The organism is Gordonia sp. CPCC 206044 (assembly GCF_048537895.1).
Lineage (GTDB): Bacteria > Actinomycetota > Actinomycetes > Mycobacteriales > Mycobacteriaceae > Gordonia.
On record NZ_JBCLVL010000005.1, the window covers coordinates 271,416 to 296,183 of the forward strand.

Below are 24,768 nucleotides of genomic sequence, written 5' to 3' on the forward strand. Positions count from 1 at the left end.
TCGAGCGGTGGCACCATGAGTGTCATGAGCCGCTTGGACTACGCAGAACTCAACGCCACCGTCCGCTACCTGATGTTCTCGGTGTTCGCCGTGCGCCCGGGAGAATTGCCCGCCGAGCGGGATCAGGTGCGCTCGGACCTCACCGATTTCCTCAAGACACTGGAGGATTCCGGTGTCGTGGTGCGTGGTGTCTACGACGTGTCAGGTCTGCGTGCCGACGCCGACTTCATGATCTGGTGGCACGCGGAGAAGATCGAGGACCTGCAGGCCGCCTATGCGCGATTCCGACGGGACACGCTGCTCGGCCGCGCCTGCAACGCCGTGTGGAGCAATGTGGCGCTGCATCGTCCGGCGGAGTTCAACAAGAGCCACATCCCGGCATTCCTGGCCGGCGAGGAACCGGGCAACTACATCTGCGTCTACCCGTTCGTGCGGTCCTACGACTGGTATCTGCTGCCCGACGAGGAGCGGCGCAAGATGCTCGCCGACCACGGCATCGCCGCCCGTGCCTACAAGGACGTGCGCGCCAACACGGTGGCGTCGTTCGCGCTCGGCGACTACGAGTGGCTGTTGGCGTTCGAGGCGCCGGAGTTGCACCGCATCGTCGACCTGATGCGCGACCTGCGTGCCACCGAGGCTCGACGCCACGTCCGGGAGGAGACCCCGTTCTTCACCGGTCCGCGAGTGGAGCCGACCGCACTCGTCGACGCTCTGCCCTGAGCAGCACCTTTCCCTGAGCGGCGCCTGACCTGAGCAGCGACCCGATCAGTCTTCGGCGGGCTCGAGCCGGAGACTGATCGAGTTGATGCAGTACCGCAGGTCGGTCGGGGTGTCGTACCCCTCACCCGAGAAGACGTGGCCGAGATGGCTGCCGCAGTTGGCGCACAGCACCTCCACCCGCCGCATGCCCAGCGAGTCGTCGGCGCGCTCGATGATCGCGTCTCCGGCGAGTGGGGAGAAGAACGACGGCCAGCCGCAGTGCGACTCGAATTTCTGTTCGCTGCGGAACAATTCGGCGTCACAGGCCCGACACCGGTACACGCCCACCGTCTTGCTGTCGGTGTACTCGCCGGTGAAGGGCGCCTCGGTGCCGGCCTGCCGGAGTACCCGGTACTCGGCGGGGGTCAACCGCTCACGCCACTGCTCGTCGGTGACCTCGGCGGCGTCGGAACCCTGCGGGATGTCGGTGCTCATTTCTCCACGGTAGCCACCGCGTCTCGATCCTCGCCACCATCGGCGGACGCGGTCGGTGCGGGGTCCGGGGTCGGCCCGCCTGCATCGTCGGCCAAACCGGTCACCCCGTCACGGCGCATGTCGAGATAGCGGAACAGCAGCGAGCAGAACACGGCGATCATCAACAGCGACCAGCCCCAGGTGACCTTGTTGTATTCCAGCCACCAGCCGAACGGCGTCCAGCGATTCGAATAGAACGAGTCGAACGTCATACATCCGTACACACCGAGCCACGCAGGCCAGTTACGCATCGTCGACCCCGGCAAGAAGACCGTCATCAGCAACGGGAAGAGCAGCATCGAGTAGTAGCCCTGTCCGAGGGCGCCGACGAGGAACTCGGTGACCAGCAGGACACCGGTGGAGGTGGTCAGCCACAGCAGTTCGTCTGTCTTGCGGTAGTAGCGGTACAGGAACCACAGCGAGAAGACCGCCATCAGGACGAACGCGATACGCAGCAGAAGCACGAGCCAGTCGGCGACACCGAAATAGGCGCCGTTGCCGGCAATCGAACTGTTGTAGTAGTCGCGGGCCTCGGACAGGTACGGCAGTGTCCGCGAGATGAACGACCCGGGATCGACCGACAGCGGCCACGCCACCGCGGTCAGCACCACCGGGATGGCGATAGCGCCGACGAAGACGCGCCACTGCCGGTTCAGCAGCGGTAACAGCAGCAGTGGCAGCAACACCGGTTTGACCGCCACGGTCAGTCCCAACGGCACCCCGGCCCACAGATCGTGCCGTTGTCTCATCAAGAGGAGGAAGGCCAGCAGGCCCAACAGGACGAACGAGTTGAAGTTCGTGAAGACCAGCGTGTGCGAGACGGTCTCGGTGCTGAAGAAGAAGAACAGGATGACCGGGATCACCCAGGAGCGGGCGCCGAACCCGAACAACTTCGCCAACAGGTAGGCGCAGGCGAGCAATGCCAGGACGCTCACCACGATGAACAGCCACCGTGACCGTTCCGGATCGATCAGGGCCAGCGGCGCCATCAACAGGGTGCCCGACGGCGGGTAGAGGTAGTGCGGGTCGACCGTGTTGAGGTTCTCCCCGTACACCGGCTGCCGGTTCAGGAACTGCAGCGCAGCGTCGTAGACGGGCCGGAAATCGTCGGTCCGGTCCCCGTTCACGCCGAGGATCACCGACCGATGGAAGACCATCAGGATGGAGATCGGCCACAGCACCATCGGGATGATCCGCTCCGCGGACATCTGCGGGTGAAGATACCTGTCGAGAATCGCCACCCGCGAACCGTACTACGTCGCGCTGTGGGTCAGGTGGGGCATCCGCGTTCGGTGGGTTCGCCGAGGGGCTGGTTGCCCAGATACTGCCCGACGATGTCTGCCGCGCACGCGCTGCGCGCCATCACGGAATAGCCGAGACCGTCCCAGGTCACGGTCGTCGGACGCGCACCCGCCTTGATGAACAGTGCGCCGAGGGCATCGGCGCCACCACCGCCGTTGATCGGGTCGTTGGCCCCGTCGAGGACGAGCGGATCGGTCGGGAACCCGCTGGGCGGGTTGGTGGGGTTCGACGACGACCAGGCGTTGCAGCGCATCAGCGACAGCGCGGCGTCGGCACCGGTCAGCGGGTTCTGTTTGGACCACGAGTCGATGAGACCGGGGATCTCGTTCTGCCCGACCGGACCGTTCACGTCGTTGCAGCGGGAGACCAACTGCCCGTCGGTGGTGCGCAATTCCTGCGCGCTCGACACCAGGTTCGCGAGCCCGGACGTGTCGCCACGGTTGGCCGCGGCCACGGTGCGCGCCAGAGCGACCAGGTCTCGGTTGTCGTTGGGGTTCACGGCGAGCGCGGTGGTGATCGCCGACAATGCCTGGGTGTCGGAGATACCGCCGAGCCGACCGGTGCGCCCCTTTGCCAGGACGTCGCCGATGGTGGCCGTGCCGTCGGCGCCCAGCGGACAGGCTCCCGCCGCCGCACATCGTTGGGCAAAGGTGCGCAGGGTGGCCTGGACGCCGGTGGCCTGCTGGCCGGCGCGGTCGCGACTGTTGGCACCGAACGGTGTCGGGGTGTCCAAGATCAGGCGACCGGCGCGCCCGGCGTAGTTGCTGGCGTAGGTCAGCGCCACGTCGGATCCCTCGCCCACGCCCAGGAGAGCCAGATGCTCGACGCCCCACCGGATGCGCAGCGCTTCGACATCGGCGGCGGCGAACGACGCCCCGAACGACAGCTGATAGGGCGTCAGGGTCTCGGTGCATCCGTCCGACGCCGATGACGCGGCCCGGGCCAGACGCGCCACCCGGTCGGCCTGGGGGACCGACGGGGCGCCGGCGAGACCGTTGCTGGCCATCGCCGAGCGCTCGGCACGGGTCATGCAGTCGAGTTCGCTGCTGGCGACGATCCCGCGACGATCGACGGCGACCACCGGATGCTGCGCGAGCAGGCCGCGGGCGGGACCGTCGGCGACCATCAGGAGCGCCCGCGAGGACGGCAGGTCGGAGCCAGCGGTGAGCACGATCGGTGCAGCCTTCGCCGGGGTGGCTTGCACGCGGGCCCGGGTCACCGCGACGGTCACCGTGTCGCCGGAAGGTTGGTTCGGGTCGACCGGGACGTCGAGGTCGGCGCATTCGATCGTCACCCCGCCGGGCGCACCGACGCCGTAGCGCGACGCCGTCTCACGGGCACACGGCCTCCAGGCGAGCTCGTTTCGGGGCGCCTCGACGGACGGCAAGGCGGGTGGCGCCGACGACGACGGGGCCGCGCCGTCGTCACCTCCGCCTCCGGTGACGATGTCGGGGCCGGTGTCCGGCCCGACCGCACACCCCGCGAGGACGGCGGTCGACACCATCGCACACAGAAATGCGGCCGGCCTCGTGTGCCGCCGGGGTCGCAATCGCATGAGCGCGAGCCTAGTCACGTCCCGGGGCGATCCGATCGCCGACGCGGCACCAACGGGTGAACACGAAGCCGTCGTCGTCGGTGAGGATCGTCGTCGGCCGCATGGCATGCAGGCCGGCGGGGGCGGGGTGATGGGCGATCCGGCCCGCACTGCCGGCCACGGCGTTCGGACTGGTGGTGACGCACAGTTCGTCGAGGACATCGGCGTCGATGAACGAGCCCAGCAACGACGGACCGCCCTCGCTGAGCACGTCGACCCAGCCGCGTTCGGCGCACAGGTCGAGCACCGCGTCGACGTCGACGGTGTCGGCGCCGCAGTCGACGACGGTGGCACCCACGTCGGTGAGGGCGGCACGGCGTTCGGCGGATGCCGCACGGCAGGTGATCACCACGGTGCCGGGGTCGGTCAGCGGTGCGAAGTCGGTCGGGATCGACAATGTGCGCGACAGCAGCGCCAGGGCAGGGGCGGGAGTCTGATCGTGGGCTGCGCGGGTCGCGGTGAACACGTCGTCGGGCGACGGCGTCCGGTAGCCCTCGATGACGGCGGTGCGGGCGCCGACGACGACGACGTCGGACAATGCCCGCAGCACTCGGAAGACTGCTTTGTCGCCGGCACCGGCCAGCCCGCCCGAACGTCCGTCCTGGGTCACCGCACCGTCGATCGAGCTGACCATGTTGACCCGCAGATAGGGCCGGGGCAGACACGGGGGCGATGCCGGACGTTCGGGATAGGCGAACTGCGCGGCGAGCCAACGCAGGGTGGCGGGGTCGTCGACACCGGATGTGACCTGAGTCGCTTTCTGCAGACCGAACATGACTCCATCATGGCGGAGGTGGCTAGGCTCCCGGTATGGCGGCACGACTCTGCGACCGGACACCGATGGTCGCACCCGAAGCACTCATCGACGAGATGGTGCCACCGTCGACGTTCGACTCGGTGAGCTTCGACTCCTACATCCCGGACCCGGCCGAACCCTCTCAGGCCGAGGCGGTGGCCAAGGCCCGCGACTTCGTCGCTCGTGCCGGCAAGGTCCGTGGCGGCAAGAAGGGGTTCTTCTCGCGGAAGTCGTCCGGCGGGAACGGTATCGGGCTCTACCTCGACGGCGGGTTCGGCGTCGGCAAGACCCACCTGCTGGCGTCGATCTACCACTCGTTGCCCGGGCCCAAGGCGTTCGCGACCTTCGTCGAGGTCACGCATGTGGTCGGCGCACTGGGCTTCATGAATGCCGTCGAGCGCCTGTCGGAGCACACCGTGCTGTGTATCGACGAGTTCGAGCTCGACGACCCGGGCGACACAATGCTGGTGTCGCGCTTGCTGTCCGAACTGACCGCGAAGGGCGTGTCGGTCGCGGCCACCTCCAACACGCTGCCCGGGCAGTTGGGTGAGGGGCGATTCGCCGCGCAGGACTTCCTGCGTGAGATCCGCAAGCTGTCCGGGATCTTCGAGACCATCCGTGTCGACGGTCCCGACTATCGTCATCGCGACCTGCCCCCGGCCCCGGAGCCACGCACGGATGCCGAGCTCGACGAGTTGGCCGAGTCGACCTCGGGCGCCACACTCGACGACTTCGACGCCCTCTGCGATCACCTCAGCACGTTGCACCCCTCGAAGTACAAGGCGCTGGTGGACGGGGTGTCGTTGGTGTGCATGCGCGGTGTGCACCCGGCGAAGGACCAGTCGGTGGCGCTGCGCCTGGTGGTGCTGGCCGACCGGCTCTACGACGCCAACATTCCGGTGACGGTGTCCGGTGCCAAACTCGACGAGATCTTCACCGACGAGATGTTGGCCGGCGGCTACCGCAAGAAGTACCTGCGCGCGACCTCGCGGCTACTGGCGCTGTCTCGGTTCGCCGAGACGACCGTCTGAGAGTCACGGTCGCGGCTTGCGCGACCGTCGGCCCGAGCGACGACACGGCGGCCTACATGCTCAGTCGAGCCGCTGCGCGAACACGTAGTCGTGCTCGACGGACCCGTTGAGGTCGAAGGTCTTCACACCCACCCGGGCGAATCCCATCTTGGTGTAGAACCGTTGTGCGCGTTCGTTTTCCTGGTTCACGCCGAGCCACACCACCACACTCGCGTTGGCTCGCGCGCACTCGATGGCGGCGTCCATCAGCGCACGTGACGGCGCGACGGACCGCCCCCGTGCGTGGTGATCGGGCACCACGTACATCTTGGACACCTCCGACACCGGCCGATCGGTGATCACCGCCGCGACGTCCGGATGGGTGGGTGCGTCGTGCTTCACCAGGCAGTAACCGATGATCGGGCCACCGACCACGTCGCGGGCGACCAGCACGTCGCTTTCGGCACGCAGGATGTAGCGGGCGAAGTTCGACGGCGCCAGATTGTCCCGGATGAACCCGGCGATGTCCTCGGGCGTGGAATGCGGCGGGCAGGCGAGCGGAAAGGTCGCCGCGGCGACCTCGGCCACGTCCGGAGCGTGACCGAGGTCGGTGATCAGTTCGATCATTCGCCTGCGAGGTCGGCCGAGAGGTCGGCTACTTCCACACCTTCGGGGATCTGGACTTCGGTGATCCGTTCGGGGACGTCGTCGAACTCCAGTTTGAGGGCCCGGCACATCGTCGCGTGCATGTCGTAGAGCGCGGTGATGTAGGTCAGCTGCAGGATCTCCTCGGGGTTCAGGTGCTCTTGCAGCACCTCGAACACACCGTCGGGGACACGGCCGCCGTCGTAGACGAGGGCGTCGGTGTAGGCGAGTACGGCTCGCTCCAGCGGCGTGAACAGATCACTGACCTGCCAGGCCGGAATGGCCGCGATCTTCTCCTCTGGCATGCCGAGAGAGCGCATCTGCTTGCAGTGCTGGGAGAAGACGAACTGGCTGCCGCGCGCGAAACCCGCTCGGCCCTGGCCCAATTCGCGCAGGAGTGGGTCGATGGTGGCGTTGCGGTAGAGCGAGAAACCGCGCACCGCGTGCCGAAAGACCGCGGGGGACTGCGCGAACACGGTCCACCAATCACCGGGTGTCGCATGGATGGTGCCGTGATCGACGGCCGGGTCCTTGTCGGGGCCGAAGAGATGGTCGTAGAAGTAGAGGATCTTGTCGTCGGTGACGTCGGCGCGGTTGACCTCGGGGAGACGTGGCATCAGGAGTTCGCCCCCACCTTGCGGTCGGCCGCGGTCTTCGGTTCGTGTGCGACGTCGGCCTCGGTGAACTCGCGCGTCCAGCAGGCGAATTCGAGGAGAACACCGTCTGGGTCCTGGAAGTAGAACGACCGCACGAAGGTGCCGGGGTGGACGTGGCGGGACACGCCTGCCGGGCTGTCGTCGTGGTTGAGGACGGGACTGACGGCGACCCCGGCGGTTTCCAGGCGGCTGCGGTACTCGTCGAACTCCTCCGGCGGCACGGCGAACGCGACATGGTTCATCGAACCGATCGCGCTCGCGAGTTCACCCTCGTCGGGACGTCCCTTGGGGGCCGCGATCCCGGGTGCCGCGTCGGGGGAGTCGGCGAGCCAGAAGAAGGCCACCGTGTTGCCGTTGCCGCAGTCGAAGAAGAAGTGCTGGCCCAGCCCGCCGGGCAGATCGAGAGTCTTCACCAGCGGCATGCCGAGCACCCCGGAGTAGAAGTCGATCGTGCGACGCATGTCCGAGCACACCAGCGCCAGGTGGTTGATGCCGCGGAGGTCGAATGTCGTGTTGGTTGCGGTCATGATTGCCTCTCGAAGTTGACTTGACTGTCATGTCAGCTTGTTGGATAGTGTGGTTCGTGGCGAAGTCCTCTGTCAACACCTCGACGGTCCCGGCCCCGGTCGACTCCCTGTCGCCGCGCGGCAGGGCGACTCGTGACGCGTTGCTCGATGCGGCGCAACGGGTATTCGAAAGGGTCGGTTTCCTCGACGCCCGGGTGGAACTCATCGCGCAGGAGGCCAATGTCTCCTACGGGACGTTCTACCGGTACTTCGAGTCGAAGGAGGACGTTTTCCGGGAACTGAGCACCTGGCTTTTCAGCGAGATGCACCGCCGGGAGCCCTCCTCGTCGGAGATGGGCCCCGCGGAGCGGTTGATCGCCTCGAATCGTGCCTATTACCAGGCATATCGGCGTAATGCCGCGATGCTCGCGATCGTGGAACAGGTCGCGACGTTCAACGACGAGTTCCGCGAACTGCGCCACCAGCACCGGGCGCAGCTGATCGAGCGTTCCGCGGCCGCGATCACGAACTGGCAGGCCGAAGGTCGCGTGCGGTCGACGTTGGATCCCACCATGGCGGCGCGCGCGATGGCCGCGATGGTCGATCACACGCTCTACCTCTGGCTGGTGCAGGGCGAGGACGCCGACGAGGCGGCACTTCTCGACACCCTCGACGAGATGTGTTTGGGTGCTTTGGGTTTGACCGATTCGGGTGTGACCGAGGAGAACGGTGGACGATGACGATCGAACAGGTGGCGGACCGCTTCTTCGCGGCGATCGAGGCAGGTGACATCGATACCCTGCGGGCGCTCTACGCGCCGGGGGCGGTGATCTGGCACAACGAGGACCGCACCGAGCAGACCATCGACGAGAACCTGCGGGTGCTGCGCTGGTTGTCGCGCACCGTCGGTGACCTCGCCTATCGCGATGTCCGGCGAATCCTGCACGACGACGGATTCGTCCAGCAGCATCTGCTGACCGGTACATTGCCCGACGGCGCGCCCCTCGAGGTCCCGGCCGGGCTGTTCGTCACGGTCGCCGACGACCACATCGTCCGGATCGACGAGTATGTCGACTCTGCCCACATCCAACCGCTTCTCACGATCTGAGGGTCACCGGTGAACACACCCGACAACGCGACATCCGGCAGCACGACAGCCGAGGTGGCCGATCTCCGAGTGCGCATGCGCGCCTTCATCGACGGCGAGGTGATCCCGCGCGAGTCCGAACTCGTCGCCGAAGATGCCGCGGCGGGCCAGATTCTCGACGAATTACGTTCACGGGCAAAAGAACTCGGCCTCTGGGCGCTCGGTCATCCCGCCGAGGTCGGTGGCGGTGGACTGCCGTTCATGGACTTTGTGTATCTGAACGAGATCATCGGGCGCTCGGAGTTCGGCCAGCTCGCCGTCGGCTCGGTGACCATGCAGGACACCATCATGCTGCACAAGCACGGCACCGACGAGCAGCGGCAGCGGTGGGTGACCGGCATGGTGGCCGGCGATGTTCTTCCGTCGGTGGGTCTCACCGAACCCGAGGTCGCCGGGTCCGACCCCACGCTGATCGCCACGCACGCCGAACTCGATGGCGACACGTGGGTCATCAACGGACACAAATGGTTCACCACCGGAGTCAACGTCGCGGCGTACTGCACGGTGTTCGCTCGTACCGAGGACGAATCGGTGCCGCGCCATTCGCGGATCAGCTCCATCATCGTGCCGACCGACACGCCCGGCTTCGAGATCGTGCGGTCCATCCCGACCATGGGGCACGACCCGAGTGACCATTTCGAGGTGAGACTCACCGATGTCCGGGTACCGAAGGAGAACCTCCTCGGCGAACGGGGCAAAGGTTTCGTCATCGCCCAGGACCGCCTGGGTCCCGGACGCATCTTCCATTGCATGCGATGGCTGGGTCAGGCGCAGCGCGCATACGAACTGATGTGTGAGCGTGCCAACAGCCGATACGTCCACGGTTCGTTGTTGGCCGACAAGGGTGAAGTGCACCGCTACATCTCGGAATCGGCGGCCGAGATCCAGGCGGCCCGGTTGATGACCCTGGATGCGGCCCGGGTGATGGACACCGGCGACGACGCCCGTATCCAGATCGGCCTGATCAAGTTCTGGGGTGCGCGGATGCTGCACAACGTCGTCGACCGTGCGATCCAGGTCCACGGTGCCCTGGGTCTGACCGCCGATACGCCGCTGGAGCGGATGTACCGGCAGGCTCGCTACGCCCGCATCTACGACGGTCCCGACGAGGTGCATCGCATGTCGACCGCACGCCGGTTGCTGCGCGACCCCGACGCCGCGCCCTGGCGATGAACGACACGACGACCCCGACGGTCGAGAATCTGGCCACCGGGATCGCAGCGGTGGTCGGCACCGCACTCGACGAACCCGGCACGGTCTCGGACCTCACGCGGTTGACCGGCGGAGCCAGCCGTGAGACCTGGTCTGCGCGTGTGCGGTTCGACTCCGGAGCGGCGCGAGACGTGGTCTTGCGCCGGGATCCGCCCGGACTGGGTGAAGTCGAACGTATGGCCGCCGAGGCCGCCTGCCTGCGCGCGGCCGCGGCGGCGGGAGTCCCGGTGCCGGAGCTCATCGCCTCCGGCGACGACGCACCCGGCATCGACTCCCCGTTCCTGGTCACCGAGAAGGTGGCGGGCGAGGCGATCCCGCGAAAGCTGCAGCGCGATCCCGAATATGCGGACGCCCGAGCGCATTTGGCGCAGGAGATGGGTCGGGTCGTCGGACTGATCCACCGCACCGATATCTCGACGCTCGACATGCTCGATCGGCGCGACCCGATCGACGTCCTCGAGCAGATGTATCTCTCGTTCCACGAGCCGCGCCCCGTTGTCGAGTCGGGACTGCGGTGGTTGCGTGATCACCGCCCGCCGCGTCGCCCGGCCACGTTGGTGCACGGCGATTTCCGGCTCGGAAATCTGCTCGTCGACACCACGGGCATCCGAGGCGTATTGGACTGGGAACTGGCACATGTCGGTGATCCGATCGAAGACCTGGGCTGGTTGTGTGTGCGGGCGTGGCGATTCGGGCGTGCCGAACCGGTGGCCGGAATCGGTACCAGGGCACAGCTGCTCGATGGCTACGAGGAGTCGACCGACACACGGCCCACCTCCGACGAACTGCACTGGTGGGAGGTCTTCGGCACGCTCCGTTGGCTGGTGCTGAGCAGATACCAGGCTCAGCGTCACATCAGCGGGGCCGAGCACTCACTGGAGTTGGCTGCCATCGGCCGACGGGTGTGCGAGTCCGAGTACGACCTGTTGTCGGTGCTCGACATGCTCGACGGAGCGGCAGTCGCGGCAGCACCCCCCGTCGTCGCACCCTCGACGCTGCACGACCGTCCATATCTGACCGAACTCCTCGATCTGGTCACCGAAGCGCTCGGCTCCGACATCCTCGAGGGGCTCGGTCCGGATCAGGCGCGCAGGCGCTATCAACTCCGGATCTGCCTCAATCTGTTGGGCATCGCCGGCCGTGAGATCGCACACGGCAGCGACGACGAGGCCGAGCTGGCTCGAGCCCTGATCGCGACGGGGCAGGGGAGCGAGGCCGAACTGGCGACCGGGATCCGGTCACACGCGGTGGATTACGCGGATCCGTCGGTGCGGTACGCGATGTCGGTGGCCGTGATCGGCCGACTCCGTGTGGCCAATCCGCGTCATCTGAAGTGAATTCGTCCCTCTGAACATCCGAGGCCACCATGTCTGAACTTCTCGGCGACCGTTCGCCGGTCCGCGCCCGACTGCGGGCTGCCATCGGCGGGGACCGTCCCGTCGTCGTCCCGGGTGCGTGTGACGCCCTGTCGGCCAGGATCGCCGAATCGGTGGGGTTCGAGGCCGTGTACATGAGCGGATTCGGTGTTGCCGCAAGTCTTCTCGGCCGCCCCGACGTGGGGCTCGTCACCGCCTCGGAGATGGCCGACACGGCCCGTCGGATGGCTGCGGCCATCGACGTGCCGTTGATCGCCGATGCCGACACCGGATACGGCAACGCGATCAACGTGATCCGTACCGTTCAGGAGTACGAACGGGCCGGCGTCGCAGCGATCCAGCTCGAGGATCAGGTGGCGCCCAAGCGATGCGGTCACATGGCGGGGAAATCGGTTGTCCCGGCGGGGGAGATGGCGGCCAAGATCCAGGCTGCGGTCGACGCGCGGATCGATCCCGATCTCGCGATCATCGCCCGCACCGATGCGGTGGCGGTGACCGGTGTCGCCGACGCCATCGATCGTGCTCGGCGATACGCCGATGCCGGAGCCGATCTGCTGTTCGTCGAGGCGCCGCGCACCATCGACGAGATCGAGGCGGTGGCCGCGGCCCTCTCCGATCACCGGCTGGTCTTCAACTGGGCCGAGGGCGGTCGCACACCCGGATTGGGCCTCGACGAGATCGCAGAACTCGGATTCGCGATGGTGCTCTACCCGATCGGCGGGCTGCTCTCGGCGGTGCGTGCCATCCGCGGCTACTACGAGGTGCTCGCCGCCGACGGTGCGCCGACGGCTGTGCTCGGCGACCTACCCGCCTTCGACGAGATGACCGACTTCCTCGGACTTCCCGAGATCAACGCCCTGGGCGAGCGTTTCGCCGATCGGTAGGACCCCGGACACACGGGTCCGCCCGTCAGTCGACATCGGGACACGACGACGCGGCCGCACTCATCGGACTCTGAGTGCGGCCGCGTCGTGTGTCATCAGACGAGCGTGTCCACGAATTGCTGTCGCAGATCCTTCTTGAGGATCTTGCCGGTGACGTTCTTGGGCAATGCGTCGACGAACTCGACCCGTCGCGGAACCTGGAAGCCGGCGAGTCGTTCCCGACACGAGGCGATGATGGTGTCGGCGTCCGCGGTGGCACCCGGACGCAGTGCGACCACGGCACAGACGATCTCGCCCCAGGTGTCGTCGGGGATACCGATCGCGGCGGCCTCGGCGACCGCCGGGATCTGGTACAGGGCCTGCTCCACCATGAGCGACGCGACGTTCTCTCCGCCGCTGATGATGAGATCCTTCTTGCGATCGACGATGTAGACGAAACCTTCCTCGTCCTGACGTACCAGATCGCCGGTGTGGAACCACCCGTCGGTGAACGACTTCGCCGTTGCCTCGGGGTCGCGCCAATAGCCGGTCATCACCTGATCACAACGCACCAGCATCTCGCCGATCGACCCGGTGGGCAGATCGACGCCCTCGTCGTCGACGATCCGGATGTCGGCCAACCGCATGGGCTTTCCGGCCGCGGCCAGCAACCCGGTCTCGCCCGCGGCGGCACGTCGGTGCGCCGCTTCGTCGAAGTGCAGCACGTTTCCGCCGACCTCGGTCATGCCCATGCCCTGGTAGAAATCGACCTTCAGCCGTTCCAGGCCCTCGCGCAACACGGCGGCCGGGATCGCCGACGATCCGTAACCGATCTCCTGCAGGGTGCCCAGATCGTGGTCGTCGAGGGCCGGATCCTGGAGCAGGAAATTGATCATGGTCGGGGCCAGGCCGGTCTGGGTGACCTGCCAATCGTCGACCAACCGCAAGAAGGTGGCGTTGTCGTAGGCACGCAGGATCCCGACGGTGCTGCCCATGAAGTGATTGAGCACCGCGACGTAGCCTCCGACGTGGCACAGCGGGAAGCAGAAGAGGAACACCGTGGCCTCGGGGAGATTCCACTCCACCGCAGAGGAGGTGACCGCGCTCATCAGGTTGCGGTGGCTGAGCATGACGCCCTTGGGTTTTCCGGTGGTCCCGCTGGTGTAGACCAGCCATGCCATCGTGTCGTCGGCCGGCCGATGGGCCGGTAGCGCAGCGGACGCCGAACCGACGAAGCTCTCCCACGGTGTTGCACCCTCGGGCGTGTCGGTGGCGGCGCCGATCACGACCACCGTCTGTACCGACGGGATGCGATCACGGATCGTCGCCAGCAGATCGGCGAACTCTGCCGCGATGATGAGGACGGAAGCCTCCGAGTCGTTCACCAGAGCGGCGATCTGGTCGGGGTGCAGACGGAAGTTGAGGATGGTCAACGCCATCCCCGACATCGGCACGCCGTAGTAGCAGTCGAAGTACTCGGTGCAGTTGGTGGACAGGACGGCCACTCGGTCGCCCGGTTCGGCGACGTCCGACAACGCATTGGCCAACTGTCGGCACCGGTCACGTAGCTCGCGGTAGGTGATGGTCTCGTCCTCGAATCGCACCGCGAGCCGATCGGGATGCTTGCGAGCGCCGTACTCGACGATGTCGCTGATCAACATCAGATGACCGCCGCGTGTGACTGGTTGTTGAGCGCCAGGCCGGGACGCGGCCATTCGAAGCGCAGGAGCTTACCGGTACTCGACGCGGTCACGAACGCGGTGCGCATGTCGTCGCCGCCCCAGCAGATGTTGGTGATGCCGGGATCGCCATCGGTGTCGATCGCCACGAAATCGACGAGGTCGCCGTCGGGGCTGATGACGCAGATCCCCGGCGTGGCCAGCGATGCGACACAGACGTTGCCGTCTGCCTCCACGCCGAGCGAGTCGAGGTAGCGGAAATCGCCGGAGCCCCACAGGAAGTTGGCGTCGCCGGAGCCGGCGAGCGTGCGACCGCCGGTGATCTCGCCGGGCGCGACGACGTCCCACCACCAGACACGGGCCGTGTAGGTCTCGCTGACGTAGAGTCGGCTGCCGTCCGGTGAGAGCCCGATTCCGTTGGGGGCGTTCATGTCGGACGCCACGAGAGTGATCGACGATCCGTCGGCGGCGCAATAGAAGATCCGGCCGCGGTCGGCCACCACACCGTCACTCTTGCCGTGGTCGGTGATGTAGCAGCCGCCGTGCGCGTCGAACACGATGTCGTTGGGCCCACGTAACTGACTGCCGTCGCACTCGGTGTAAATGGTCTCCACAGCCCCGGTGGCCAGGTCCACGGCCTGCAGGCTGCCCGTCACGTAGTCGTCCGGGGTGCCACCCGCGAACGCATAGGGGCCGACCTCGAAGCGGCCGAGACCACCGCTGTTGGCAATGTAAACCCGTCCGTCGGGTCCGATCGCGGCCCCGTTCGGTCCGCCGCCGACTTCGGCGACGACGGTTCGGGTGCCGTCGGTGCCGACTCGTGTGAGTGTCTTTCGATGGAGTTCGACGACGAGTGCGTCGCCGTCGGGGAGCGCGATCGGCCCCTCGGGAAACAGGAGGTCGGTGGTGACGACGTCAAAGCTCGGTTGGCTCAAGGCAAGTCGCTTTCGTGTGAAGAAGGGCATGACCTGACAGTCATGTCATGTTAGCCGCCGTTATTGTGACCTGGCACACTTTGAGATGTCAAGCCCTGATCGGCGGGTGGTGAAAGTGCGGCCTCCACCACGAAGAAACCGCCCCGAGGGCGGGGCGGTTTCGGTGGGCTGGGGACCGGTGGGTCGGTCGGTCAGGGTGTGCGTGACCAGCGACCGTCGGCGCAGAGCAACGCCTTGCCCTTGGGGGTGCGCGCGACGGGGAAGGTCCCCGAACACGGCTGGCCCGCGCGACGGATGGTGGGGTCGACCCGTCCGGTGCGCACCCACCTGAAGGCGCGGCCGGTGTTGGCGCACACCGTCGGCTTCTTGGCCGTGGTGTAGCGCAGGTTGCCGCTTTCGGAAGCGCTGCAACTCTTTCCGATGGCGGGGGTGGAGGCGTGGGCGGCGGCCGGGGTGAACGCGATGAGCGCGCCGGCGGCGGCAAGGGCGGAGAATCCGGCGACGAATCGTGTCTTCATGGTGGTGAAGTGTATCGGCCGACGATGACATGTCCCGGAACGTCGTCTGAATGATCGACGGAAGGAACCCGGGGTTCGGTGACGGTGGAGCGGATGACGGGATTCGAACCCGCGACCCTCACCTTGGCAAGGTGATGCGCTACCAGCTGCGCTACATCCGCATGGTCGGGAGTCGTCCGACGACGTGCGTCGTGGTGATTCCTGACCGCTCGCAAACAGTATGCGATGACGGGCCCAAAGACCAAATGCGGCAGGTGCCTACGGCCCGTAGACCCAGCGTCCGCCCGAGCACACGACGGCTTTGCCGCGCGGTGTCTTGGCCACCGGGTACTTGTTGTTGCATGGGCTGCCCAGTTTGCGAACCTTGGGATCGACCCGTGCGGTGCGCACCCACTTGTGGCCACCGTGGGCACCCATCCATGCGCAGACCGTCGGCTGATGACGCGCCGTGTAGCGCAGATCGTTGGCCTGTTTGTTGCTACACGCGGTGCCGATGACCGGGGCGGCATCCGCGGTGGCCGGTGACACCGAGATCAACGCGCCGGCAACAGCCAGGGTCGCGAAGCCGGCGGCGATACGAGTCTTCATGGGCGACAAGTGTATCGGGGTGGGGTGACAGATCCGGGCCGGTTGGCCGGCGCGGTGGACGTGCACACGCGGTGGAGATGCAAAGCAGGTCGGGCACCCTCGTGGGGTGCCCGACCTGCTGTGGTGCGCGATACTGGGATTGAACAATTCTCAGAAGCATTCAGCGGTCAGGCTGTGACCAGCGAGATTATCTCTCTCACGTGCTGGTATGTCGGACAGTATCGTGTGAACGGCGCGGAAGCAAGCGGAAGATTTGATAGGTTCATTCCGCACGTATTCTGCACGAAAGGCGTCAGATGGCGAACACTCGCTCGCGCGGTAAGCGGTCGTTCGGGGGCCTACGACAGCTTCCGTCAGGCCGCTGGCAGGCCAACTACACCGGCCCCGACGGGCGGCTCTACAAGGCTCCCGCGACGTTCGGCGCGAAGGTTGACGCCGAGGCATGGCTGACTGACCGTCGTCGCGAGATCGACCGCGACCTCTGGTCGCCGCCAGTTGATGCAGTTACCCAGGAGACCCGCCGGCGCACGTTCGGTGAGTACGCCGAGAACTGGCTGACGCGGCGCGAGGTCGGAGGTCGGCCGATCAAGCCGCGCACCAAGGCTCACTACCGACGCATCCTCGACGCGCATCTGCTGCCGCGGTTCGGATCGCTGCCGCTGGCCTCGATCACCTCGGCCGAGATCCGCGACTGGTACGCCGAGCTGCTGCCGAATCGTCCGACGATGCGTGCCCACACCTACAGCCTGTTGCGCACCATCATGGCCACCGCCGCCGACGAGGATCTGATCGCCGCCAACCCGGTCAAGGTCAGGGGAGCGGGCGCCGTCAAGCGAACCCACAAGCCCAAGCCCGCCACGCTCGGCGAGCTGGACGTGATCGCCGAGAACATGCCCGAACGCTGGCGGCTGATGGTCCCGCTGTCAGCCTGGTGTGCCTTGCGATTCGGTGAAACCGTCGAGCTGCGAGTCAAAGATCTTGAGCTGCCCGACGCCAGGGACGAGCCAGGTCTGATCCGTGTGCGGCGTGCCGCGGTGCGTGCCGCGGTGCGTGCCGAAGGTGGCACATTCGTGGTGTCGACACCAAAGTCTGATGCGGGCGTGCGTGACGTGGCGATCCCGCCGCACCTGCTGCCCGAGATTCGTGAGCACCTGGCCCGCCTCGACCCTGGCCCCGAGGTACTGCTGTTTCCGGCCGACCATGGCGGGCACTTGCAACCCTCGACGCTGTACCGGCACTTCTACCGTGCGCGCCAGGTTGCGGGTCGCGAGGATCTGCGCTGGCACGATCTGCGGCACACAGGCGCCGTGCTGGCCGCGGGCACCGGCGCGACGCTGGCCGAACTGATGGACCGGCTCGGCCACTCCACACCCCAGGCTGCCATGCGCTACCAGCATTCGGCGCAGGGCAGAGACCGTGCGATCGCCTCGGCGCTCTCGAAACTCATTGAGGGATAGGGTGAGTCGCTTTGCGGAAGCTGTCGGAACCATTTGGTAATCTCTAGTCAGTACACGGAGACGTAAGCGCGTAACCCACGAGCGTATTTCTCCGGGCCACTTCGACGAGGTGGTCGACCACTTGATGCTGCACAACTTGATACAGAGTCTTGCTTCGTGGTGACACCGGATTCGTGGGTGGTGCTTCATCGGTGGCGGTCGATAAGGAATCTCAATCCCTCGTCGTCGGAGCCACCTCCATGCCTACCTCCACGTTCTCTCGTCGCCGTTACGCGACAATCAATCAGACTGCCGACTACCTCGGCGTCACCGACCGAACCGTTCGGCAGATGATTGCCGACGGACGTCTACGCGGATACCGCAACGGGCGCCTGATTCGCCTGGACCTCAACGAAGTTGACGCTTCGATGCAGCCGTTCGGTGGTGCCGCTTGACGGCCCTCAACGGCGAAGAGGCCCCCGCGCCACACAGGGACCTCTCCAAGTCAGTCGCCACCAAGCAATCCGACGCTCTCGATTCTAGCGCCTACGTGCTGCCCTGCCCGCCCGGTTCGGACGGCGAGTTCTGGCAATGCCTGCCCTACCTCCGGCAGATCCGCGACATGGCGCACCACCGCTACGTCTCGCCGTGGTCGGTCCTGGGCGTGGCCATAGCGCGTGTTCTGGCCACGATCCCGCCGTGGATCACCTTGCCGCCCATCATCGGTGGTAAAGCCTCGCTCAACACGTTCATCGCCATCGTTGGCATCTCGGGCATCGGCAAAGGTGCATCCGAAGCTGTCGGCGCCGAACTCGTCACCTTCGACACCGACGACAACATCGGCGTCCTGCCCGCCGGGTCCGGCGAAGGACTCGCCCACGCCTACGTGCACCGCGCGACCACCGGCGAGGACAAAGGCAGCATCGTCCGCGACCGCAACGCGTGCCTGTTCTCGGTGCCCGAAGTCGATACGCTGACGTCGGTGGCCGGCCGCCAAGGCTCGACGGTCATGTCGAAACTACGGTCCGCCTACAGCGGCGAAGAGATCGGATTCTCCTACGCCGACCCCAGCAAACGACTTCTCGTCGGTGCCCACAACTACCGTCTCTGCCTCGTCCTCGGCGTGCAGCCCGAGCGGGCCGAAGCGCTGCTTTCGGAGAGCGCAGGCGGCACACCCCAGCGATTCGTCTGGCTGCCGGCGAACAACCCGCAGATCATCCCTGGACGTGGACGAGAGCGCGAGCCGATCGCCTACAGCCGCATGGCCAGTTGGGGAGCGTACGCGCGTTCGCTCACGATCCCGCAGGTAGCCGAACAGACCGCCATCGAGGCTCATGTTGCGCGCCACCGCGGAAACGCGGACGCGCTCGACGGGCACGCGTTGCAGACCCGACTCAAGGTGATGGTTGCGTTGGCCGCGCTCGACGGGCGCACCGAGCCGAACGAACAGGATTGGATGCTGGCCACGTACGTGATGGCCAAGTCCGACGCGACGCGGGCCGACGTCGTGGCCGCGGTCGAGGCCGCAGAGGAAGCAGACGCCGAAAAACGTGGCAGGCAGCAAGGTGTCGCACGGGACGCTGCCACCGTGAGCGCCCAGGGCAAGAAAGTCCAGCGCTACATGCGCAGGATCGCGCGGAAGCTGGCGAAAGACGGTCAGGTCACGCAGCGCGAGCTACTCCATTCGTTCAACTGGGCTGAGCGTCAAGACACGGCCACGATCAACGACGCCCTCACCCAACTCGCCGAGGACGGTTTGCTCGCAACCGAGCGGGATGTCACCGAAGCGGCCAATCAGCACGTCGAACTCACGCGGACAGGCCGCGACTGGCTCGTCAAAAACGGGGGATTGGTGTCATGACGGCCACCGCGACGATCCGTCCCCAGTGGGGACGAAATTTGTCCCTGGGGACAGTTTTCGGCTGGGGACAGTCCCCATGCGTTACGCCTGAAAAATCACAATTCACCTTGGAAAGATTTCTATCCTTCCTGGTCAAATACATGAACTTCACAACGATTTTTCGTCCGTGTGCAAAAAGACTGTCCCCACTGTCCCCTTTGTCCCCGGCCTCCAACTCAGCCCTCGACGCTGGCCGTCAGTCAGATCGACCTGCGTTTCTCACAGCATTCACCGAAGGAGATCGACGATGAGCAACGGCATCGCCCCCGCCATACGCCCCGCCTATGTCATGTGTGCGCTCACCAACGAGAACGAGACCCGTCGCGAGTACTACCCCGTTCACGCCTGGGTGGCCTACGACGACTACGACATGCACCCGTTGATTCTGATCGACGGCGAATCCAAGACGGTCACCACCAGGTGCGTGAGGTTCCACGATGGCCGCGCCGAAGTCTGGACAGTCCATGACGGATCGGCACCCGACAACCACAACGGCCCTCGTGACGAGGAAGCGTGGCTGTCCTATTGCACGCACACCGGCACCAAGTACACCCGCCAGGCGCAGCGATGAGCGGGCGCTCACGCCAGCAGCGCGTCACCAAACGCGTCTACGCGCTGGCCACGCTCGTGCGCAACGGCCACTACAACGACGCCCAACTGCGCTACCTGCAAGCCGTGCTCGACCACTACCACCACGCCATCAAGGAGATGACCACCGATGACCACGCCTGACCTTGACCACCGCGACAGCATCAACCACTACCTCGCCGTGTGTGCGCTCGTCGCCGACGGCAAAGCCTGCGACGCACACACATTCATCGTCGGCCTCGACGACGACGAACGCGCCGACATGTGGCTCGCCGGATGTTCCATCACGCTCGCGTTCGCCAACGACTGCCGACAGCACCACCACATCCCCGATGACCTACCCGGCTGGCTGCGCCACATGGCCGCCACCAACGTGGACGACGCCCTGTGATGCGGCCATGCGTCGACTGCGGTGAGCCTTCCGAGCACACCAGGTGCGACGAGCACACCGTCATCTACCGTGCCGCCACCCGCGCACCGGAAGTGAAGGCGCCCACCAGGGCACGCGGCTACGGCACCGCGTGGCGCAAGCTGTCCCAGCGGGCACGTGCAGCGCAGCCGTTCTGCTCGGACTGCGGAGCGCGCGACGACCTCACCGCCGACCACACGCCGCAGGCGTGGGCACGCTACAACGCCGGAAAGCCTGTGCGCCTGTGTGACATCGACGTCGTCTGCCGGGCATGCAATGCACGCCGAGGCCGCGCCAGACCGTCCACGTCGCCCTCAGCCCCAGGGGGAAGCCCCCACACGCGGGGGGATCGACCCGACTGGGGGGAGTCGAAATCTGCGTCTCACATCGTGAGATCAGCGCAATTCGAGAGTCCAGGACCCTGCGTAGACGGTGACCAGGTTGGCGCCGTTGTACACCTCGAGAATGCTGCCCTCCCGCAGTGCCCAACTGTGTTCGGGCATCCGATACGTACGCGCACTGTCGCCCGTAGGTCGAACAGAGAATTCGGTGCCCTGGTCCGTGCTCGTTCGAATGAAGTCAGCCATGGACGGAGTCTCTCATGAAGGCCGGCCCCAAGGGGATGCTCGACGTCGAACCCCTCGACCTGAGCGACTATCCGGCTGACAGGTCTGCACGTATCGTCCGGTTCATCGAGGACTACCTCGTGATCCCGAAGGGCGTGGGTGCCGGTGATCCGGTGCGCCTGCCCAGCTTTCAGCGCGAGATCATCGACGGCGCATTCGGCGACGGTATCCGTCAGGCGCTCGTGTCCATCGCGAGGGCCAACGGCAAGACGGGTTTGGCCGCGATGGTCGGTGTGGCCGAGTTGTTCGTCGGTGGCGAGTCACCCGAGGTGCTCGTGGTGGCCAGTGACCAACGGCAGGCGAACATCACGCTGCGTGTGGCCCGTCGCATGATCGAGATGGTTCCGGCGCTGGCCGAACGCTGCCACATCTACGCCGACAAGCTGCAGACGCCACACAATGGGGGCCTGCTGCAGCCGTTGCCGGCCGATCCTGCGGCCCTACATGGTTGGGACCCGACGCTGTTGATCGTCGACGAGCTTCACGTGGTGACCGAGGAAGTGTGGGAGGCCGTCACCTCGATGGTCGGTAAGCGGCCGGTGTCGACGACGCTGGCGATCTCGACGCCGGCCACCAGCATCGAGTCGGTGATGTGGCGGCTGGTGCAGCACGGCCGAGCCGGCGACGATCCGGCATTCTTTCTGCGCGAGTTCGCCGCTCCCGAGGGCTGCGACATCGACGACCGCGATGCCTGGCGTATCGCCAACCCGGCGATGGGGTTGTTCCTCGCCGAGGACGGCATGGCCGCGGCGCGTCGCACGTTGCGCGAGCCGGTGTTTCGTCAGCTTCGACTCGGCCAGTGGGTCGGCCAGGTCGACCGGTGGCTGCCGTGGGGAGCGTGGGAGCCGCTGGTCGATCTGGGTCGCACGATCGGCAAACGTGAGCGTGTCGTCCTGGCGTTCGACGGTTCGGCGTCGGGTGACTCGACCGCGCTGGTCGGCTGCACCGTGGGCGCCGATCCGCACCTGTTCGCCGTCGAGGTGTGGGAGAACCCCGGCGATCCTCGCTGGCGTGTGCCACGCGGTGAGGTCGACGCCACTATCGGCCGGGCTTTCGACCGGTTCGACGTGATCGAGTTGGCGGCCGACCCGTGGGGTTGGCGTTCCGAACTCGAGACGTGGGCGCAGCGCCATGGTGAGCGTCGCGTCCTCGAGTGGAACACCGCGAACGCATCTCGGATGGCACCGGCCACCGACCGGCTCTATCAGGCGGTCGTCGACAAGACAGTCAGCCATGACGGCGACGAACGCCTCGCCTCCCACCTCGGCAACTGCGTCGCCAAGGCCACCCCGATGGGCGACCTGGTGAGCAAAGACAAGAAGGGCAGCAAGAACAAGATCGACGCCGCCGTCGCGGCGATTGTGGCCCTCGACCGGGCCGCATTCCACACCAACAAGCCCCGCAAGAAAGCGAGATCCTTCAAATGACCAACGATCTGCACACCACTCTGCTGCAACGCATCGACGAACCTGCCGCCCGCTACGCGTCGCTGGACCGCTACTACCGCGGTGAGCAGCCGCTCGCATTCCTGGCGCCCGAGGCTCGTATTGCGTTGGGAGACAGGTTCGGTCGCATAGCCTCGAACCTGTGCCGGCTGGCTGTGACGTCGATCGCCGAGCGTCTGCGAGTCACCGGATTCGACGGCGTCGCGGTGTGGCCGGACTGGCTGCGCAACGACCTCGACCAACTGGCCCCCGTCGCGCACCGCGAAGCCCTGCTACTCGGCTCGTCCTACGTTGTGGTGTGGGCCGACGCCGTCGGCCGCCCGCAGGTCAGTGTCGAGTCGGCTCATCAGATGTCGGTAGTACGTGATCCCGGCACCCGCCAACTCGTCGCGGCGTGCAAACGGTGGACCACCGACACCACCACCGAGGCAACGGTTTTCGAGGCCGACAAAATCACCCGACTGCGCGCCAACAACACCGGCGCAACCACCGCCGGATTCGCCACCGTCGAGGTACTCGACAATCCGCTCGGCGTGGTGCCGGTGGTCCGGCTGGCCAACACGGACCGCATCATCGACCCCCATCCACACCGACGCCACGGCACCAGCGAGATCGACGACCTCGTGCCGCTGGTCGACGCACTGAACAAGATCCTCGCCGACATGATGGTCGGCTCCGAATACTTCGCCCGGCCTCGACGGTGGGCGACCGGTGTCGAGCTCGTCGACGAACCTGTCCTCGACGACGAGGGCAACCCGGTCCTCGACGACGACGGCGAACCGGTCACCGAGGAGGTCAACCCGTACCCCGAGGGCAACCGCATGATGCTGTCGGAAGCGGCCGAGGCCAAGTTCGGTCAGCTCGACGCGTCGGGGCTGGCCGGATACGAGACCGCGGTCAAAGTGCTGCTCGAGCAGATCATGGCTGTCTCGGCTCTACCAGCCCACTATGTCGGCATCACCGCGGCGAACCCGGCCAGCGCAGATGCGATGCGGGCCGCCGAGGCGGCACTGACCGCGCGCGCCGAAAGCAAACAAGCCCTGTTCGGCCGCTCGTGGGAACAGGTGGCCCGACTGATCATCGCCGTGCGCGACAATATCGACCCGGCCGACGTCGAGGCTCGCGTGCAGTGGGCCGACCCGAGCACCCGCAGCATCGCCCAGGAAGCCGACGCCATCACCAAGCTCTACGCCGCCGGCCTGCTGCCCGCCGACTACGCATTGAAACGCCTTGGCTACACCGACACCGAAATCGTCGAGATCCGCGCGGCCCGACGCATCGAGGCCCTCGACAACGCCGGCACCGACCTGACCGCACTCGTACCGTGACCGGCTACACCGACACCATGGCGGCGCTGGCCGCCTCGACCGACGAGCGTGTGCAGGCGCTCTATGGCCGGTACACATCCGGTGAGATCACCGCGGACGAGTTCGTTGCCATGGCCATCGGCATCCTCGCCCAGGGTGAGAGCCGAGCGGTCAGCCTGGCAGACCTTGCGCTCGCCGGGGCGCTCACCGCCGCCACCGGCCGTGTCCGCACGCCGGTGGGGCTGCTGCCGGATCATGGCGCCGAACAGCGTGCCGCCCAGGCGATCCGCGAAGCGTTCGACGACTTTGAGCCGCCGGCCAAGCTGACGATCAATATCCGCGACGCGGTACTCGAGACCGCCCAACGCAGCTACGGCACCGCGATGCGCCGGCAAGGCGTCGAAAGGTGGACGCGCAAGCTCAACACCGGCGCCTGCGAACTCTGCCACGACCTGGCCGGCGACACCCTGCCCGCGTCTGCCGACATGTACCGACACAAGGGCTGCGGCTGCAGCCAGAAACCCATCATCGAAAGCGAGAAGCCATGACCGACACCACCGCCGACATCACCGAGAACGAGACCGAGGTCGTTGAGGCCGCCGTGACCACCGAAACCGAGCCTGTCGAGACCATCGACGACACAACCCAGGGCAGCGAGCCCGACACGTTCCCCCGCGCCTACGTCGAGGACCTGCGCAAGGAGAACGCCGACTACCGCAACCGCGCCAAGGCCGCCGACGGCCTCGCCCAGCGCCTGCACACCGAACTCGTCCGCGCCACCGGCAAGCTCGCCGACCCGACCGACATGGCATTCGACGCCGAGCACCTCGACGACCCCGACAAGCTGACCGCGGCGATCGACGACCTGGTGGCCCGTAAGCCGCATCTGAAAGCGCGGCGAGTTGTCGGTGCCGTCGGGCAAGGTGAATCCGGCACCAACACCGGTGTCGACCTGCTCGGCATCATGCGAGGCCGAGCCTGACCTATCGGGAGGCCC

The 24,768-nt window shown here is 66.5% G+C and carries 29 protein-coding genes and 1 tRNA gene; 17 read left to right on the top strand and 13 right to left on the bottom strand.

Annotated elements, in window-relative coordinates; genetic code table 11:
- Positions 1-24 precede the first annotated feature (24 nt).
- Entirely contained in the window at positions 25-720 is a 696-nt protein-coding gene (gene hemQ / locus AAFP35_RS09945; protein ID WP_419221404.1) for a hydrogen peroxide-dependent heme synthase, read from the top strand.
- 45 nt (positions 721-765) lie between these two features.
- Here the strand turns inward: hemQ and msrB are convergent, their stop codons facing one another.
- The 4 genes from msrB to AAFP35_RS09965 form a co-directional block, all read right to left on the bottom strand.
- Positions 766-1,194, bottom strand: coding sequence for a peptide-methionine (R)-S-oxide reductase MsrB (gene msrB / locus AAFP35_RS09950; protein ID WP_419221405.1), 429 nt, complete (start codon positions 1,192-1,194; stop codon positions 766-768).
- A complete protein-coding gene (locus tag AAFP35_RS09955) occupies positions 1,191-2,474 on the bottom strand; it encodes a glycosyltransferase family 87 protein (RefSeq protein ID WP_419221406.1) in 1,284 nt (427 codons plus the stop codon). Before AAFP35_RS09955 ends, msrB begins: the two co-directional genes overlap by 4 nt.
- Positions 2,475-2,503: 29 nt before the next feature.
- Positions 2,504-4,039: an alpha/beta hydrolase gene (locus AAFP35_RS09960; RefSeq protein WP_419221567.1), complete on the bottom strand. Its 1,536-nt coding sequence runs from the start codon at positions 4,037-4,039 to the stop codon at positions 2,504-2,506.
- Between the two features lie 61 nt (positions 4,040-4,100).
- Positions 4,101-4,904, bottom strand: coding sequence for a dihydrofolate reductase family protein (locus tag AAFP35_RS09965; protein WP_419221407.1), 804 nt, complete (start codon positions 4,902-4,904; stop codon positions 4,101-4,103).
- 35 nt (positions 4,905-4,939) lie between these two features.
- On the opposite strand from AAFP35_RS09965, the gene zapE reads away from it, so the two are divergent.
- Positions 4,940-5,956: a cell division protein ZapE gene (zapE, locus tag AAFP35_RS09970; protein ID WP_419221408.1), complete on the top strand. Its 1,017-nt coding sequence runs from the start codon at positions 4,940-4,942 to the stop codon at positions 5,954-5,956.
- A gap of 60 nt (positions 5,957-6,016) precedes the next feature.
- Here the strand turns inward: zapE and AAFP35_RS09975 are convergent, their stop codons facing one another.
- Genes AAFP35_RS09975 through AAFP35_RS09985 form a run of 3 tightly spaced genes read right to left on the bottom strand, consistent with a single transcriptional unit; the run spans position 6,017 to position 7,763 of the window.
- On the bottom strand, positions 6,017-6,562 hold the full coding sequence (locus AAFP35_RS09975; protein WP_419221409.1) for a GNAT family N-acetyltransferase: 546 nt from the start codon (positions 6,560-6,562) through the stop codon (positions 6,017-6,019).
- On the bottom strand, positions 6,559-7,197 hold the full coding sequence (locus tag AAFP35_RS09980) for a carboxymuconolactone decarboxylase family protein (RefSeq protein ID WP_419221410.1): 639 nt from the start codon (positions 7,195-7,197) through the stop codon (positions 6,559-6,561). Before AAFP35_RS09980 ends, AAFP35_RS09975 begins: the two co-directional genes overlap by 4 nt.
- Positions 7,197-7,763 (bottom strand): VOC family protein, encoded by a 567-nt coding sequence (locus AAFP35_RS09985; RefSeq protein WP_419221411.1) that lies wholly within the window; start codon positions 7,761-7,763, stop codon positions 7,197-7,199. Before AAFP35_RS09985 ends, AAFP35_RS09980 begins: the two co-directional genes overlap by 1 nt.
- Before the next feature lie 56 nt (positions 7,764-7,819).
- On the opposite strand from AAFP35_RS09985, the gene AAFP35_RS09990 reads away from it, so the two are divergent.
- The 5 genes from AAFP35_RS09990 to AAFP35_RS10010 are packed head-to-tail and all read left to right on the top strand — an operon-like array spanning position 7,820 to position 12,361.
- Positions 7,820-8,482 (top strand): TetR/AcrR family transcriptional regulator, encoded by a 663-nt coding sequence (locus AAFP35_RS09990; protein WP_419221412.1) that lies wholly within the window; start codon positions 7,820-7,822, stop codon positions 8,480-8,482.
- Complete coding sequence (locus AAFP35_RS09995) at positions 8,479-8,850, top strand: nuclear transport factor 2 family protein (protein ID WP_419221413.1); 372 nt, start codon at positions 8,479-8,481, stop codon at positions 8,848-8,850. Before AAFP35_RS09990 ends, AAFP35_RS09995 begins: the two co-directional genes overlap by 4 nt.
- A gap of 54 nt (positions 8,851-8,904) precedes the next feature.
- The gene (locus AAFP35_RS10000) at positions 8,905-10,062 is read left to right on the top strand and encodes an acyl-CoA dehydrogenase family protein (RefSeq protein ID WP_419221568.1); all 1,158 of its coding nucleotides are present in this window, start codon (positions 8,905-8,907) and stop codon (positions 10,060-10,062) included.
- Positions 10,059-11,438, top strand: coding sequence for a phosphotransferase family protein (locus AAFP35_RS10005; protein ID WP_419221414.1), 1,380 nt, complete (start codon positions 10,059-10,061; stop codon positions 11,436-11,438). Before AAFP35_RS10000 ends, AAFP35_RS10005 begins: the two co-directional genes overlap by 4 nt.
- Positions 11,439-11,467: 29 nt before the next feature.
- A complete protein-coding gene (locus tag AAFP35_RS10010; protein ID WP_419221415.1) occupies positions 11,468-12,361 on the top strand; it encodes an isocitrate lyase/PEP mutase family protein in 894 nt (297 codons plus the stop codon).
- A gap of 95 nt (positions 12,362-12,456) precedes the next feature.
- On the opposite strand, the gene AAFP35_RS10015 is transcribed toward AAFP35_RS10010, so the two are convergent.
- From AAFP35_RS10015 to AAFP35_RS10035, 5 genes are all read right to left on the bottom strand, one after another.
- A complete protein-coding gene (locus AAFP35_RS10015; protein ID WP_419221416.1) occupies positions 12,457-14,001 on the bottom strand; it encodes a long-chain-fatty-acid--CoA ligase in 1,545 nt (514 codons plus the stop codon).
- Positions 14,001-14,984 (bottom strand): SMP-30/gluconolactonase/LRE family protein, encoded by a 984-nt coding sequence (locus tag AAFP35_RS10020; protein ID WP_419221417.1) that lies wholly within the window; start codon positions 14,982-14,984, stop codon positions 14,001-14,003. Before AAFP35_RS10020 ends, AAFP35_RS10015 begins: the two co-directional genes overlap by 1 nt.
- A 161-nt stretch (positions 14,985-15,145) precedes the next feature.
- A complete protein-coding gene (locus AAFP35_RS10025) occupies positions 15,146-15,472 on the bottom strand; it encodes a hypothetical protein (protein WP_419221418.1) in 327 nt (108 codons plus the stop codon).
- An 85-nt stretch (positions 15,473-15,557) separates the two neighbouring features.
- Positions 15,558-15,633 (bottom strand) — tRNA-Gly (locus AAFP35_RS10030).
- Positions 15,634-15,730: 97 nt separating this feature from the next.
- Positions 15,731-16,060: a hypothetical protein gene (locus tag AAFP35_RS10035; protein ID WP_419221419.1), complete on the bottom strand. Its 330-nt coding sequence runs from the start codon at positions 16,058-16,060 to the stop codon at positions 15,731-15,733.
- A 296-nt stretch (positions 16,061-16,356) separates the two neighbouring features.
- Between AAFP35_RS10035 and AAFP35_RS10040 the strand changes: the two genes are divergently transcribed.
- The 6 genes from AAFP35_RS10040 (at position 16,357) to AAFP35_RS10065 (ending at position 20,375) form a co-directional block, all read left to right on the top strand.
- Entirely contained in the window at positions 16,357-17,517 is a 1,161-nt protein-coding gene (locus tag AAFP35_RS10040) for a tyrosine-type recombinase/integrase (RefSeq protein ID WP_419221420.1), read from the top strand.
- A gap of 239 nt (positions 17,518-17,756) precedes the next feature.
- Entirely contained in the window at positions 17,757-17,951 is a 195-nt protein-coding gene (locus AAFP35_RS10045) for an excisionase family DNA-binding protein (protein ID WP_419221569.1), read from the top strand.
- Positions 17,948-19,357: a hypothetical protein gene (locus tag AAFP35_RS10050; protein WP_419221421.1), complete on the top strand. Its 1,410-nt coding sequence runs from the start codon at positions 17,948-17,950 to the stop codon at positions 19,355-19,357. The genes AAFP35_RS10045 and AAFP35_RS10050 overlap by 4 nt, the downstream gene beginning before the upstream one ends.
- 286 nt (positions 19,358-19,643) lie before the next feature.
- Complete coding sequence (locus AAFP35_RS10055) at positions 19,644-19,967, top strand: hypothetical protein (RefSeq protein ID WP_419221422.1); 324 nt, start codon at positions 19,644-19,646, stop codon at positions 19,965-19,967.
- A complete protein-coding gene (locus tag AAFP35_RS10060; RefSeq protein ID WP_419221423.1) occupies positions 19,964-20,128 on the top strand; it encodes a hypothetical protein in 165 nt (54 codons plus the stop codon). The genes AAFP35_RS10055 and AAFP35_RS10060 overlap by 4 nt, the downstream gene beginning before the upstream one ends.
- The gene (locus tag AAFP35_RS10065; RefSeq protein ID WP_419221424.1) at positions 20,115-20,375 is read left to right on the top strand and encodes a hypothetical protein; all 261 of its coding nucleotides are present in this window, start codon (positions 20,115-20,117) and stop codon (positions 20,373-20,375) included. The genes AAFP35_RS10060 and AAFP35_RS10065 overlap by 14 nt, the downstream gene beginning before the upstream one ends.
- A gap of 413 nt (positions 20,376-20,788) precedes the next feature.
- Here the strand turns inward: AAFP35_RS10065 and AAFP35_RS10070 are convergent, their stop codons facing one another.
- The gene (locus AAFP35_RS10070) at positions 20,789-20,980 is read right to left on the bottom strand and encodes a hypothetical protein (protein WP_419221425.1); all 192 of its coding nucleotides are present in this window, start codon (positions 20,978-20,980) and stop codon (positions 20,789-20,791) included.
- Between the two features lie 14 nt (positions 20,981-20,994).
- On the opposite strand from AAFP35_RS10070, the gene AAFP35_RS10075 reads away from it, so the two are divergent.
- From AAFP35_RS10075 to AAFP35_RS10090, 4 genes are read left to right on the top strand one after another with little or no spacing between them, the layout of a single operon-like run.
- Positions 20,995-22,446, top strand: a complete 1,452-nt coding sequence (locus tag AAFP35_RS10075; protein WP_419221426.1) for a terminase large subunit domain-containing protein — start codon at positions 20,995-20,997, stop codon at positions 22,444-22,446.
- Positions 22,443-23,792 carry a phage portal protein gene (locus tag AAFP35_RS10080; protein WP_419221427.1) on the top strand — a complete coding sequence of 450 codons (1,350 nt, stop codon included), beginning with the start codon at positions 22,443-22,445 and terminating at the stop codon, positions 23,790-23,792. Before AAFP35_RS10075 ends, AAFP35_RS10080 begins: the two co-directional genes overlap by 4 nt.
- Positions 23,789-24,319: a hypothetical protein gene (locus AAFP35_RS10085; protein ID WP_419221428.1), complete on the top strand. Its 531-nt coding sequence runs from the start codon at positions 23,789-23,791 to the stop codon at positions 24,317-24,319. The genes AAFP35_RS10080 and AAFP35_RS10085 overlap by 4 nt, the downstream gene beginning before the upstream one ends.
- Positions 24,316-24,753: a hypothetical protein gene (locus AAFP35_RS10090; RefSeq protein WP_419221429.1), complete on the top strand. Its 438-nt coding sequence runs from the start codon at positions 24,316-24,318 to the stop codon at positions 24,751-24,753. The genes AAFP35_RS10085 and AAFP35_RS10090 overlap by 4 nt, the downstream gene beginning before the upstream one ends.
- The last annotated feature ends 15 nt before the right edge of the window (positions 24,754-24,768 follow it).